This is a genomic window from Paenibacillus sp. 01T47 (assembly GCF_056398245.1).
In genome coordinates, this window is sequence record NZ_JBFTPA010000002.1 from 393,646 (window position 1) to 407,086 (window position 13,441).

Here is a 13,441-nt window from a genome sequence, read left to right on the forward strand (position 1 = left end):
ATTCATTGACAATTAGATATGAATCAATTGATTATACAGCTGCTTCAGCTCAGCCGTGTCCGCACTGCCGGACAACGAGATTCGTTTGCCGCTTTCATAGGCAAGCATATCGTCTTGCAGCTGTTTACCAGCTTGATCAGCCGCTTTCTGCCAAATTTGCTCGTAAAGCGATGTCCACAAGAGAGTTTGCTCGGACATCCATCCATTTAATGAAGGAGCAAGCAGCGCTTCAAGCTCTTTGCGAAGAATCGACTTGCCCTCGCCTTCAAAAAATTGACGCGGTGATTTGAAACGGCTCCAAAGCAGCTTCGCATCAACGTTATCCGCTTCCCAAGCGGCCGGCTCATCTGGCGTTGGCAAAGCAGCTGGCGCATAAGGAACAGCACTATATGCGGAAATTGAATTTTCTAAACGCTGCGCAGTATGAATATATTGCTTTTGCAGCTGAGTATGAATGCCTCGTTCCATACGAAGCGAGGTTGCCAGCATCTCCTGTGACAGCTCCAGTTGGACGAGCCGCTGCAGCTCCAGCCAAGATGTCCAAATGGCTTTGCGCAAGTCACGTCCATCATCCTGCAAGGAGGCCGGATTAAAGGCTAGGTTATAAAACTCACCAAAACGGTATTGGATACGCTGAACGACATAATACAATAGCTCACTAAGCTCCTGCTTTAGCTGCTCAGGGATCGTTCCGGTTTGAAGCGCTGATATATCGATCTTCGCTTCGTTCACCGCTTGCAGCAGTGCTATAAGCTCAGCTTCACGCCCAGCTGCGTCGCCCTCTGCGCTTTGAAGCCAGCCTGCAACTGTCGCTGCCGCTCGTTTCAAGTCCTGCTCTGCGGCATCAATAGCTAGCCGTCCGAGATCGTTCTGAATAAAGGAAAGGAATGATTGCTCGAAAGCTTCAATGCCGGAGCGTTGCAGCAGCTCTGCATTTCCATCTAATTTACCATCCAGTGCCTGCAAGCTCGATACAGGAAATAAGCGAGGCGAACGAATCGCATGCTGCAGCAGATTCGTCTCAACATGCTTTAACACACCTGTAAGCTCCTCCTGATCTGCCGCCAAATCGGCAGCGTTAACAAGGAAAAACATTTTATCAAGCTCAAACTGATCCTTCACCCTGCCAAGCTGCATCAGAAATTGACGATCAGCTTGCGAGAAGGCGTGATTGTAATACGTGACAAACAAAACTGCATCGGCATTTTTAATATAATTGAAGGCTACGCCCGTATGCCTAGCATTTACAGAATCCGCTCCTGGCGTGTCAACGAGCACGATACCCTGCGCCGTCAACGCGCAGTCATAGTGCAGCTCGATTTCACTCACGAAGCAGGAACGAGATTCCTCAGCGACGTACTTTTCGTATTCCGCTTGATCGACCGACAGCTGCTGACCGAGCAGCGGTTCATGCTCTGCCCAGCCTGCGCGGGCTGCGCGCAGGAAGCTGAAATGCGGGCGTCCGCCAGCTCCGATGGAATCCGGAGATAGGCGATCGATCGCCCGCATGAGAGCAGCGTCATCAGACTGCTGCTCTTTCTCACCGAGGAGCGCTAGGGAATAGCGCACATCATCAATAATGGCAGCGCGCGTCTTCATGACAATGCGCGCTGTACCATGACCGTGCTCCGCCGTAGGGGGCACGAGTCGGTTGATCGCTGCCGTCGTCGGATTAGGAGAAACCGGCAGCACCGGTTCTCCGATCAGCGCGTTCGCAAGCGATGATTTGCCGGCGCTGAAGGCGCCGAATAATGCGATGGTGAAGCGGCTGTCCTGCAGCCGCTTCGCCTTATCGCTCATCGCTTGCGCAGCAGCCGCAAGCGATGCATGCGGCGCCAGCAGCTCCGCGGCGCTGGCTAAGCGCGCTGCAGCGCTGTGCTGCTGCGCCAAAGCTGCACCGCCAGCTAGGGCGCTTCGCCCCGCTGCCACATGATGCTGCCCCTCTCGCGCGCTTCGCCCGCTCTCGCTCGCAAGCACACCCCGCGCTTCAGCAGCGTCGCCGCCAGCTTGCGCGGAAGTGCCACCGCCAGCCACAGCTATACGCGGTGCTGGCAATGCCGGCCTTGCCGGCGCCTCAGGCAGCGCGGCAGTTAGCCGCGCCTTATGCTCCTCGGCGCGCTTCGTGAGCGCCGTAAGCGCATGTAGTGCACCAGCCTGCGCGCGAAGCGCAGCAAGCTGTGACTCTGCCTCAGCGGCGGCGGCTTCGCCTACCGCCGCTGCATGGTCTGCCAGCGCATCGATGATCTCGAGCGCGCGCTGGCGATAAACGGCCTTCACATCCGCGGCTAGATCGCGGCTAAACGTCATCGTGTATTCGTTGCTGATGACGGCGCCGGGTTTCACTCTCGCGATAAGCCACTCCGAATCCGGCAGCCAAGCCAAGTTCCGCGCGAGCTCCGATTCCAGCAGCTCGCCATCGTATGATATACGCTCTGCTTCCGTACGCAGCAGATGCTTCACATGCCAGTCGATCGAAGCGCTGATTAAACTGTTTAATTCCTCGCTGAACGCCAGCAAGCGCCGTTCCTGCTCAGCAGCAGTCTTAGCTGCCGCAAAAAGCAGCCCCGCTTTAAAACCAGGCTTACGGCTCTCCAGAAACGTTTGAGCCAAATCACGCAGTCCCGCTGGCGTAATATTCGCATTATCCAGAAGCGTCTGCAGTTCTTTGCGAAGCTGCGCCCGGTAAACCTCTTTCTGCTCCGAAACTTGCCTAATCTTCTGTTTCAGCTGATCCATTTGTGTTGTGACAAGGGCAACAGCCTCAACGCCGCCTGCCTCAGCAAGAAGCCGTTCACGTTCAGGCTCCGCTTGCTGCTCACTCCATTTCAAATGTCCATCAGCTACATGGCGCAATGACGCATCTACACTGTACACACAAAGCGGTTTGCGGATCGTTTGCAGTTTATCTAGCAGCTCAAGCAGCTGCTCCCACTCTTGATGAGGGTGGTCTGGCTCGCGCAACGACAAATAAACGATCCCCGCCGGCTCCAAGTGCCAAGCGTGAAACGCATCCTCAACGCTTTGACGATAGCTTGCGAAAGAAAGCTCGCGATCACGATGCTTATCAATCTGATTCACAATAAAATATAAGGGCTTTCCCCAATCCTTCAATTGCTTCGCAAAAGAAAAATTGATTTCAGACTGCACATGATTATAATCCATGACATAAAAAACAACGTCTGCAAGATGCAATGCGGATTCGGTTGCCATCCGGTGCGCATCATCAGTTGAATCAATGCCAGGCGTATCGAGGAGCACGGTATGATCTCCTAAAAGCTCAGACGGATACACGATCGATACAGAAGTAAATTGCTCGCCATCGACACAATAGCGGTCAAGCTGGTCGATTGGAACTTCCGCTTTGGAAGCAACACCATTCTTTACGGTTTCAACAGCTGCATAAGCCCGATCCCCGCCGCGAATAGACACAACGTTCGCGCTTGTTGGAATTGGACTAGAAGGAAGTAGCTTAGTCCCGCATAAACGATTAATGAGAGTTGATTTGCCAGCTGAAAAATGTCCACAAAAAGCGACAGTAAGCCGACCATCGGTCAGCTTACTGTTTAGCTCCTGTGCTTGCTTGGCATGTAATGTATCTCCTGCAGCTGACATTAAACCAGCTGCTTCGGATATAGCTCCTGCTATGCTTTGCACGGTTGTTTCTGTCATTTGCTTCTCCTTAAACGGCTTGCTCTTCTTCAGACGGCAAACAAATTTCAAATACGTTGCCATGTTGCAAGATCATAATGTTGCGCTCTTTATCTCTCATCACAACAACCTCAGGTTTAATGCGCATACGCTCGATGTATTGATCAGGCACGTCGCCTGAGCCGCTAACTGTAATGCCTTCTACAAGGATATCCTCGTGCTCCTCTGGCGGAGACTCAAGCACTTGCTCATAAATATCAGAAAAAAGCTCAAAATTGTTTGTGTACACGGAAATACAGTTCATGTTCATCATCCTTCACTGGCTATTTTAGGTTTTATACTCTTATTTTTGGTTTTAAAACCTGGCTTCATACGTTGTTTACCTTCTTTGCACAAATCAAGCAGCGGACAAATTTGACACTGCGGGCTTTGCGCTTTACAGTGATAGCGGCCGAAAAAGATGAGTCTGTGGTGGGTTAATGTCCACTCCTCGCGCGGAACGAGTTTCATCAGCTTCTTCTCTACCTCTAGGACACTGTCTTCGGTCTTAGCGAATCCCAGTCGCTTCGTTACACGATCCACATGCGTATCGACAGCGATGGCAGGCACACCAAATGCATTAGACATCACGACGTTAGCCGTCTTCCGCCCTACACCTGGCAGCTCGGTCAGACCTTCATGACTTTCAGGCACTTTCCCGTCATATTTATCTATGACAATACGGCAAAGCTTTTGTATATTTGATGCTTTACTTCGAAACAAGCCGATGCGGCGAATGTCCTGCTCTAGTTCTTCCAGCGGTACGCTCAAATAATCCTCGGGGCACTTATACTTTTGAAATAAGTTCACCGTCACCTTATTGACCGTCTCATCCGTACATTGCGCAGACAGCAGTACTGCTATTGTAAGCTCAAACGGATTGCTGTGATTAAGCTCACAGTGTGCATCTGGAAACATGTCCGCAATAATGTCTAGCACATGACGCATTTTTTGTTTCGCAACCATCGTCCTCTCCCCTAATCAAACACTATCGTTCAAAGTGTAGCGAAATTTGTCACGCTTCGCAACCGTAAACAAGCATATTCTATAAAAAAACTGCCCCTAAGGGCAGTTTTTTCACAAAAAATGAATATCTCAGCCTATAATTGATGAAAATTTCGTTAAAAAGCTACTTGACGATTGCAATTGCATAGTTTCTAAAGCCATAGATTGTAATCGTGTCGCCTGACTTGAAAGCTGTAACTGAAACCGAATTTCCATTTAAAATGTATTTGGTCTGGCTGTTTACATTAAAATAATTCCGGTTATCCGCATCTGTTGTTTTTTCCGTCCACACTTGTGATGCAGTCGCATTGAAGTTCGTAAATACGCGGCTCTCGCCAACAGCTACAGTCAGTTGTGTTTTGTTGCCTTCAAGCTTCTGAACCTCAACATAGTCCCCCACAGTAAGCAGGCTCGTTGCTGTTCCTTGCGTGGCTCCTTTTACGATTACGAACCCAGCATCGCCATTATAAGCAACAGTTTGACCTACAAGGTCTACAATAGTGACACTGTTTGCTGAGATGGATTGTACTTTGCCATAAGCAACAGAAATAGTGCGTGCACGAACGGCTTCTTTTCCTAAGTAGTTAACAGTAATAATAGAGCCCGGAGTAATCTGTTCAATCGCAAGCTTCGCTCCTGCTTCATTAACCAATTCTGTACCTAGCACATTTAGATCAAATGCGGATGTCATTGCATTTTTAACACGAATTTTTTTGTTGATTACGTCTACTGACATTACATCATATTGAGCATTTGTGTGGACTCTAATCGTTGCAACACGATCTTGGTTGCTGCTCAAATCAAGCGTAAGTTGATCGCCTGCCTTAAGATCGCTGTAAGTTGCATTTGCTATGGCAGCATGCTCAACGTATGCAGTATTATATGGAAGCGACAACGTAGCGCCGTTCTCCAATTTAATGTTCATCAAGTTGCTTTGTGAATTCATTGATAATAAAGTACCTGTATATTTAGTTAAAAATTGCAGGGATACGATCGAATTTCCTGTATAGCTGATAACAATTTTTCTGTTCACGGTTAGTAAGCTATTAGCAGAAGCTAATGAAATAACGTTGCCGCTGTATTCAATTCGAGTTTTATCCGTAAAATAAAGCGCTTGGGCGTTATTGCCATTTGCATCAAGAATGGTCAACAACTTTTTATCGTAAACAAAAGCGGCAACCTGCGCACCAGCAACGACTTTCACATTGCGGTTAACTACTTTCACTTTTGTTACTTTATCTGCATCATTAAGCGTAAGCTCTACTTGATCTGCTTCTTTAATTAAATCGCCGATTGTTGCTCCATTAATGCCTTCAATTTCAACGGAAACCGTATCTGCCATCAATTTAGATACAAGTGTTGAACCCTCCATGACAGTGATCAAATCACCTGTCGAGCCGTAGAATGTACCTTTAACACTCGTTGCCGACGCCTGCGTCGATGAAATAATTTTTATTGTTGCCGGCGCATCACGGAAGCTGTCTTGTACGATGCTTATTTGGCTGTCTCTCTTAATTGAGGTTAATGCTAGCGGTTTGCCATCCGTATCAACGACTACTACTGAATCATTATAGAAAAATTCAACAGGCTTATTGTTAATCCATACATATAACTTCTTCTCATCTGCGATAACACGATCCAACGTTCCAGACGTCGTTTTAGTGTAAGTCTTATCGCCTTTCACTTCAACGTAAAGCGCCTTTCCATCCTTCGCAATGACCGTTACATCTCCGTATTCTAGAAGCTGCTGTCTCGTAATAGGTGTTTCTGTATTGTAGTGATAAAATAAAGTATCTGAATTAATGCTATAGTTGATTTCCTTCTTGTCGCTGTAAACAGTAATTTGAGTATCTGTTATTTTAGTTGCAATCCCGTTTACTTGACCTTCATATGCAACCGGGAACAGCTTCTCAGCACGGCTGAACATCGTAGCCAGACTCGCACGATCCACATTCGCTTTAGGAACAAATTTGTCTGCCGTTACACCCTTTACGAGCTCAAGCTTGGAAGCGGCATTCACATAACCCTTATAAATAGAAGTGATTTGCGCTGCATCCGCGAAAGTCGAGGCTGTATTTTGCAAACGTACCGCTTCTTCCTCTTGCTGGATTGCACGAACCATAAGCTTCGTTACCCATTCACGGGTAGCTGGCTTAGTCCCCCAGGCGATTTTAGGATCTTTAGCTGCGAGTCCGAACTCTTCCACCTGATCAAGCAGGCCTTCTTGGAAAGCCAAAGTTACATAAGGTTTAAAATAAGTGCTTACGGAAAAAGAATTAGGAAAACCGATAATTGCATCTTTATCTGCCTTTTTATCCAATCCCGCGAATCGAAGAGCCATAAGCACAGCCTCTTGCTGACTCACATTTTCTTTCGGACGGAATATAGCAGCTCCGCTTGATGTCTTATTTCCTTCAATAATTCCTTGCAATGCAAGCTTAGCTATATGCTTCTCTGCCCAATGACCACTGCTTACATCGGTAAATGGTGTTGTATATCCGGAGGCTGCTGAGGCATAGGAAGCAGGTATGATTACACCGCTTCCTGCAACTAGAGAAAACGCTAGCGCTCCAATCAAAATCTTTTTGCTCGCAAATTGCATTGTCATAAGTAGATATTCCCCCTGATTAGTATGTAATAACTCATGCAGAACGGCTTCGCCAACCTATTGCTAGGATGGAACGAAGCCATTCATATTTTTTGCTTATTGCTTGTTCATTGGATATTCGAGCTCGACATGACCCATGAGCGTTTCAACCTTTTGTCCATCGACAAGCAGATCGATTGATTTTACAGCATCGAATTGAAACAATGTTTTTTGAAGCGTCTGAATGACAAACGTCTCGCCTGGCGCACCAAGCCGCGCTTCATCAGGCAAATGAATATCCAGTGTAACAAGCCCGTCTGATAGTTGTACGGATTTAACCTCAATTCGTTTCCATAAAGATAATTTATTCTCGTCAGCATCTTTTTGCAGTTCAGCAATTGCTGCTTTGACCAGATCAAGATCCGTTTCATAGGTTAGCTTGACTGGATGCTCTACTGTTTCAGTTAGCTCAGCATCGGTTAAATAAATAATAGCATCTAGTTCGTTTATAACGGGAGTTGGCTCAGGAGAAGGCGAAGGTGAAATTGTAGGCGATACCGTGCTGCCTGGTTGATTTCCCTGCTTATCCTGAACTCCGCATCCTGCAAGCGCAGCGGATAATATAATGACAGCAAGCAGCCCGCGTGCTTTGAAAGTTTTCATAACACTGAACACCTGCTTTCTATTTTACATTTAAGTACTCTTTGATGCCTGCAACCAGTTCAGCAGCTATTTTGTTTTGTGCCGCATCATCAAATAACATTTTTGCATCGTTTGCGTTGGATAGGAAGCCTGCTTCGATTAGTACGGCTGGCATCGTCGTTTGTTTGATCACTTTATAAGCTTCTTTCTTGACGCCGCGGTCTTTAAGACCGGTTGCCGCAATTAGATGCTTGTGAATAATACTAGCAAACGCTTTACTGTTATCGCGATAATAGTAGGTTTCAGTTCCTGTTGCGGAGCTGATACCGCTATTGGCATGAATAGACATAAATAAATCAGCTTTTATGCTTTCTGCAAACTTGACGCGATCATCTAAAGTCGGGTAAGTATCCCCCGTTCTAGTTAAATGAACTTTAATTTTGCTTTCTTTGTCAAGCAACGCCTTCATCTTAAGTGCGATACTAAGCGTAAATTCTTTCTCCGGTTTCTTCAAAACACTCGCTGCACCCGGATCTGAGCCGCCATGTCCCGCATCAAGAACAACGTTGTAGACTTTGGATGATGGAGGAGTTACTGGATCTGTAATCGGCGGAGTACCAGGAACGTCTGCAGCAGACATTAAGCTAAACTGAATTTTTCCTGCTTCCTCAGTCATCACATAGCCGGTATTATCGCCAATAAGAATGACTAAGCGAGCGGTAGCTGGCGTGTTCGAAAATAAGGAATAACGATAACCTTGCAAATAAGTGCTGTCTGTTACATTAACCTCAACTTGTCCATTCAAAAACTGTGAAGATAAGTTTGATGAATAGTTAGTATTCGGAAAATCGAACACAATGCGCTTTGGGTTCTCGAGCAGCATTGGCTTGTTGGCCTTAACTGTTCCTTCATAATTAAGGGTCATGCTGCTTCCGCCAGAGTAATAAATGTCTGTTATCTGGCCTGCTGCTTCCACAGGAAGATTCGGGTCTGGATCAATAGGTTCTGTCGGATCTGTTGGTTCTTTGTTCTGCTCGTACATATGTACTTCTTTCTCAACAGCTTTCCATTCAAAATCCAATCCAAACTGCTCACCAATAAAGCGAAGTGGAACTAAAGTGTAGCCTTTAATGATAGAAACTGACGTGTCCATTTTAACCTTTTTGTCATTGACTACTGCCATATTGTCATTCAGCTTTAGCTTTATGACATTATTGGCATGTGTTACTGTCGCTGTTTTGGTCGTGTTATCCCAATCAATCAGGTAGCCTAATCCTTCTGATACCGTCCGCACAGGTACAACGGTTGCATTATTAATGATTTGCGGATTAACATCAGATTTCAATTGCTGACCATTCAAGAAAAGCTTGGGTACGACCTCTGCAGCTTGTCCTACTGCGGAGAACATCGTGAAAAAAATCGACATAAACATTAATACGGATACAAATCTTTTCATTTCCCACCTCGATGACTGAAATTGCCCGCATCGAATGAGTGCATTCGACTTTAACAGACGCAAATATAGACGCAGCTTGTCAGAAAAAGTTGCGTTTAAAGGAAAAAAGAGGACGAATCATCCGGAGTGGCTGATTCGTCCTCTTCATTTCGTTTTAATTACACAAGACGAGCAATATGTTTTTGCTCATAAGCTGTAATTTTGTCTTCATGTTGAAGAGTCAAACCGATATCGTCAAGACCTTGCAGCAAAAATTGACGACGGTGCTCATCAAGATCAAATGCGATCGTTAGACCATATTCATCCGAAAGCTGTTTGTTTTCCAAATCAACAGTAAGCTTGTAGCCGTCATGCTTCGCTGTACGCTTAAATAGCTCTTCCACTTGCTCTTCGCTTAGCTTGATAGGCAAAATACCGTTTTTGAAACAGTTGTTATAGAAAATATCCGCATAAGACGGAGCGATAATAACTTTGTATCCATAATCAAGAATTGCCCAAGGAGCATGCTCACGGGATGAGCCGCAGCCAAAGTTAGCACGGGAAACGAGTACAGATGCGCCCTCGTAACGCGGCTTGTTTGGTTCGAAATCAACGTTCACTTCACCATTTTCGTGAAAACGCCATTCGAAGAAAAGAAATTGACCAAAACCGCTGCGCTCAATACGCTTCAAAAATTGTTTCGGTATAATTGCATCAGTGTCGACATTGACCCGGTCGACCGGGGCTACGATGCCTGTAAGTTGTTTAAACGGTTCCATATCTTATATACCCCTCTCGCGTTCAATTCGTTCTACACTACGGATTTAATTTCCCAATCGCGTACATCTGTGAAATGACCTTTTACTGCTGCTGCAACTGCCATCGCAGGCGATACAAGATGCGTGCGTCCGCCGCGGCCTTGACGCCCCTCGAAGTTACGGTTAGACGTTGATGCACAACGCTCGCCCGGTTTCAATACGTCAGGGTTCATTGCAAGACACATCGAGCAGCCAGCATCACGCCATTCAAAGCCAGCTTCAGTGAAGATTTTGTCCAAACCTTCTTTTTCGGCTTGAATTTTTACGCGGCCTGAACCTGGTACGACGATAGCCGTTACACGATCGCTAACTTTGTAGCCTCTGGCGATTTCAGCTGCTGCACGCAAATCTTCGATACGGCCATTTGTACATGAACCGATGAATACATAATCAATTGGGATTTCGTTCATTGGTGTTCCAGGCTTAAGATCCATATATTCAAGTGCTGCTTCAGCAGCTTTACGCTCGTTCTCCGTTGGAAGATCAGCAGGGAAAGGAACTTTAGCTGTGATGTTGGTACCCATGCCTGGGCTAGTTCCCCAAGTCACTTGCGGGATTAGTGCGTCAACGTCGAAGTGAACGACTGTGTCATACTCTGCACCTTCATCCGTAGTAAGCTGTTTCCAAGCTTCAACTGCTTCTTCGTAGTTAGCTGGCGCATATTGACGGCCGCGAAGATAGTTGAATGTTGTTTCATCTGGAGCGATGAGGCCAGCGCGTGCGCCTGCTTCGATTGACATATTACAAACTGTCATCCGCTCTTCCATAGTCAAGCTTGTGATGGCTTCGCCAGTAAACTCAATAACATAACCTGTTGCGAAATCTGTGCCGTATTGAGCAATAACGCCAAGAATCAAATCCTTTGCTGTTACGCCTGGCTTGCGAGTGCCGTTAAAGCGAACCTCAAGCGTTTTTGCTTTCGATTGCTGCAAGCATTGAGTAGCCATAACGTGCTCAACCTCACTTGTACCAATACCGAACGCCAATGCGCCGAAAGCACCGTGAGTAGATGTGTGGCTGTCTCCACAAACGATTGTTTTACCTGGATGCGTTAGACCAAGCTCAGGACCCATTACGTGAACGACACCTTGGTCAATGCTGTCAAGATCAAACAACGTTACGCCAAAGTCTTTACAGTTTTGTGTAAGCGTGTCAATTTGTTGTTTGGAAATTGGATCTGTAATGTTGAAGCGATCTTTCGTTGGTACGTTGTGATCCATCGTTGCGAAAGTAAGATCAGGACGACGCACTTTACGGCCTGATAGACGCAAGCCTTCAAACGCTTGCGGAGATGTTACTTCGTGTACAAGCTGCAAATCGATATAAATGACGCTTGGCTTGCCTTCTTCTTGATTAATGACGTGATTATCCCAGATCTTTTCAAACATTGTCTTTTTCGTCATTATGTTCACCCCACCGTTTCATTGAATCTTCTGCTTTTCTTAACTGAAACTACTATAACATTTCTTTCTTCATTGATCCAAGATATAATATCTATAACGTCTATAGGTAATAACTATAATAGTAGATTCCTTACATAATAAACAGTTGAAAGGAAAATTTATATGGAATTGAGACAATTAAATTATGTTATTCAAATCGCCTCAGAGAAAAACTTTTCAAGAGCAGCGGAAAAGCTTCATATCGCTCAGCCCTCACTAAGTCAGCAGCTCTCCAAGCTTGAGCAAGAAATCGGCGTACTTCTGTTCCGGCGAACAACAAATTCTGTAGAACTAACGCAAGCTGGACAAGTATTCGTTCATAAATCACAAGCAATTCTTGACGCTGTTGAGCAGTTAAAGCAGGAAATGGACGATATGGCGCAAATGCGGCGCGGACGACTTGTTGTCGGTACATTGCCGCTAACAGGATCACATATACTCCCGCTTGTTTTGCCAGTATTTGGTGAACAATATCCGCAGATTGAAGTCGTTCTAGTTGAAGAAACAACTGCAAAGCTTGAGCAGCTTACTGCGAGCGGCGGTACCGATTTAAGTCTGCTCTCGCTGCCGCTCATTGACAACTCTCTCGCATGGGAACCATTCTTGGAGGAAGAAATCTGCTTAGCCGTCCCTCCACAGCACCCTCTTGCATTAAGAGAAGGCTCAATCTCGATTTCAGAACTTGATAAAGAGCCGTTTATTGGACTTAAGCGCGGACAAGGCTTTCGGCAAATTACAGTCGAACTGTGTGAGCAATCAGGTTTCACTCCGCAAATCGTATTCGAGAGCAGCAATATGGAAACCATTCAATCCTTAGTGGCAGGCGGAATGGGAATAGCCTTTGTCCCGCAAATGCTTACGCGAGTCAAAGGCTCTGATTTCATGCCTGTTTACCTTCCATTGTCATCCAAGCCTACAAGAACGTTAGTCGTGGCGAGCCGCAAAGGCAGATATTTATCCAAAGCTGCTGAAGCATTTATCCGTACACTCAATATGACTATAAGCAGTTATCGGTAATTAAGCTTCATAAATAGAAGGTCTGCGATCTTCAAAAACAGGAATTTTTGTGCGTACAGCATCAACTAAATCCAAATCGATGTCTGCATATATAATCGTTTCCTCTTCGCCCGCTTCCGCTATCGTCTCTCCCCAAGGATCAAGCACGAGCGAGTGACCAAAGAAATTAGTGTCACCGCTCGAGCCCATCCGGTTGCACGCGATGACGAACATTTGGTTTTCAATTGCACGTGCCGTAAGCAAAGTACGCCAATGATGAAGTCTTGGATGCGGCCATTCTGCTGGAACGAATAGCAATTTGGCTCCATCCAGCGCAAGCTTGCGAGCTAGCTCAGGGAAGCGGATGTCATAACAAATCATCATGCCTGCTTTTGTCCCTTCTATCTCAAGCCTGCCAAGCTTATCTCCTGCAGCCAAATATTTTTCTTCATCCATAAGACGGAATAAATGAATTTTTGAATAATCGGATACAACATGGCCTGAACGATCAAATGCATACATTGTATTCAGCACTTTGTCTTCCTTAAGTTCCGCGATTGAACCTCCAATAATATGAACGCTGTGCTTCTTGCTAAAATCAGATAAAAAAGCACGAGTGCGTTCGCCTTCACGATCTGCAATCGTTTTTATTTCAGTTAAAGCGTAACCTGTGTTCCACATTTCCGGAAACATAATGACATCCGGTTTACTCGTTTGGCTCATCGCTTCTTCAAGCATGCTCGCCAGCTTCGTGAAGTTAGCTTCTGGATTTCCTGCTTCTATATGCATTTGCAGCAATGCAAGCCGCAATGGTTTACTCATATGCCGT

10 protein-coding genes are annotated in these 13,441 nt (G+C 46.0%); 1 reads left to right on the forward strand and 9 read right to left on the reverse strand.

Annotated features, from left to right (window positions below; all coding sequences use genetic code 11):
• Positions 1 to 12: 12 nt before the first annotated feature.
• The 8 genes from AC1DOV_RS05805 to leuC all read right to left on the reverse strand — a co-directional run bounded on the left by AC1DOV_RS05805 (position 13) and on the right by leuC (position 11,577).
• Positions 13 to 3,669: a dynamin family protein gene (locus tag AC1DOV_RS05805; protein ID WP_477549414.1), complete on the reverse strand. Its 3,657-nt coding sequence runs from the start codon at positions 3,667 to 3,669 to the stop codon at positions 13 to 15.
• Positions 3,670 to 3,679: 10 nt separating this feature from the next.
• A complete protein-coding gene (locus AC1DOV_RS05810) occupies positions 3,680 to 3,952 on the reverse strand; it encodes an NAD/NADP transhydrogenase alpha subunit (RefSeq protein ID WP_076265731.1) in 273 nt (90 codons plus the stop codon).
• Between the two features lie 5 nt (positions 3,953 to 3,957).
• Complete coding sequence (nth, locus tag AC1DOV_RS05815) at positions 3,958 to 4,653, reverse strand: endonuclease III (protein ID WP_477549415.1); 696 nt, start codon at positions 4,651 to 4,653, stop codon at positions 3,958 to 3,960.
• A 163-nt stretch (positions 4,654 to 4,816) separates the two neighbouring features.
• On the reverse strand, positions 4,817 to 7,300 hold the full coding sequence (locus tag AC1DOV_RS05820) for an S-layer homology domain-containing protein (RefSeq protein ID WP_477549416.1): 2,484 nt from the start codon (positions 7,298 to 7,300) through the stop codon (positions 4,817 to 4,819).
• A gap of 96 nt (positions 7,301 to 7,396) precedes the next feature.
• Positions 7,397 to 7,942, reverse strand: coding sequence for a GerMN domain-containing protein (locus tag AC1DOV_RS05825; protein ID WP_477509615.1), 546 nt, complete (start codon positions 7,940 to 7,942; stop codon positions 7,397 to 7,399).
• 19 nt (positions 7,943 to 7,961) lie between these two features.
• Positions 7,962 to 9,377: an N-acetylmuramoyl-L-alanine amidase gene (locus AC1DOV_RS05830; RefSeq protein WP_477509616.1), complete on the reverse strand. Its 1,416-nt coding sequence runs from the start codon at positions 9,375 to 9,377 to the stop codon at positions 7,962 to 7,964.
• 158 nt (positions 9,378 to 9,535) lie between these two features.
• Positions 9,536 to 10,135, reverse strand: coding sequence for a 3-isopropylmalate dehydratase small subunit (gene leuD, locus AC1DOV_RS05835; protein WP_441961270.1), 600 nt, complete (start codon positions 10,133 to 10,135; stop codon positions 9,536 to 9,538).
• A 32-nt stretch (positions 10,136 to 10,167) separates the two neighbouring features.
• Positions 10,168 to 11,577 (reverse strand): 3-isopropylmalate dehydratase large subunit, encoded by a 1,410-nt coding sequence (gene leuC, locus AC1DOV_RS05840; protein ID WP_076265725.1) that lies wholly within the window; start codon positions 11,575 to 11,577, stop codon positions 10,168 to 10,170.
• Positions 11,578 to 11,739: 162 nt separating this feature from the next.
• Between leuC and AC1DOV_RS05845 the strand changes: the two genes are divergently transcribed.
• On the forward strand, positions 11,740 to 12,633 hold the full coding sequence (locus tag AC1DOV_RS05845) for a LysR family transcriptional regulator (RefSeq protein WP_076265724.1): 894 nt from the start codon (positions 11,740 to 11,742) through the stop codon (positions 12,631 to 12,633).
• On the opposite strand, the gene AC1DOV_RS05850 is transcribed toward AC1DOV_RS05845, so the two are convergent.
• Positions 12,634 to 13,434 carry a carbon-nitrogen family hydrolase gene (locus AC1DOV_RS05850; RefSeq protein WP_477509618.1) on the reverse strand — a complete coding sequence of 267 codons (801 nt, stop codon included), beginning with the start codon at positions 13,432 to 13,434 and terminating at the stop codon, positions 12,634 to 12,636.
• Positions 13,435 to 13,441 lie beyond the last annotated feature (7 nt).

Excerpts from the sequence above, each read along its gene's own strand:
- AC1DOV_RS05805 (WP_477549414.1), bottom strand. The coding sequence starts at position 3,669 with ATGACAGAAACAACCGTGCAAAGCATAGCAGGAGCTATATCCGAAGCA.
- AC1DOV_RS05845 (WP_076265724.1), top strand. The coding sequence starts at position 11,740 with ATGGAATTGAGACAATTAAATTATGTTATTCAAATCGCCTCAGAGAAA.
- AC1DOV_RS05830 (WP_477509616.1), bottom strand. The coding sequence starts at position 9,377 with ATGAAAAGATTTGTATCCGTATTAATGTTTATGTCGATTTTTTTCACG.
- AC1DOV_RS05820 (WP_477549416.1), bottom strand. The coding sequence starts at position 7,300 with ATGACAATGCAATTTGCGAGCAAAAAGATTTTGATTGGAGCGCTAGCG.
- AC1DOV_RS05825 (WP_477509615.1), bottom strand. The coding sequence starts at position 7,942 with ATGAAAACTTTCAAAGCACGCGGGCTGCTTGCTGTCATTATATTATCC.
- leuC (WP_076265725.1), bottom strand. The coding sequence starts at position 11,577 with ATGACGAAAAAGACAATGTTTGAAAAGATCTGGGATAATCACGTCATT.
- nth (WP_477549415.1), bottom strand. The coding sequence starts at position 4,653 with ATGGTTGCGAAACAAAAAATGCGTCATGTGCTAGACATTATTGCGGAC.
- AC1DOV_RS05850 (WP_477509618.1), bottom strand. The coding sequence starts at position 13,434 with ATGAGTAAACCATTGCGGCTTGCATTGCTGCAAATGCATATAGAAGCA.
- AC1DOV_RS05810 (WP_076265731.1), bottom strand. The coding sequence starts at position 3,952 with ATGAACTGTATTTCCGTGTACACAAACAATTTTGAGCTTTTTTCTGAT.
- leuD (WP_441961270.1), bottom strand. The coding sequence starts at position 10,135 with ATGGAACCGTTTAAACAACTTACAGGCATCGTAGCCCCGGTCGACCGG.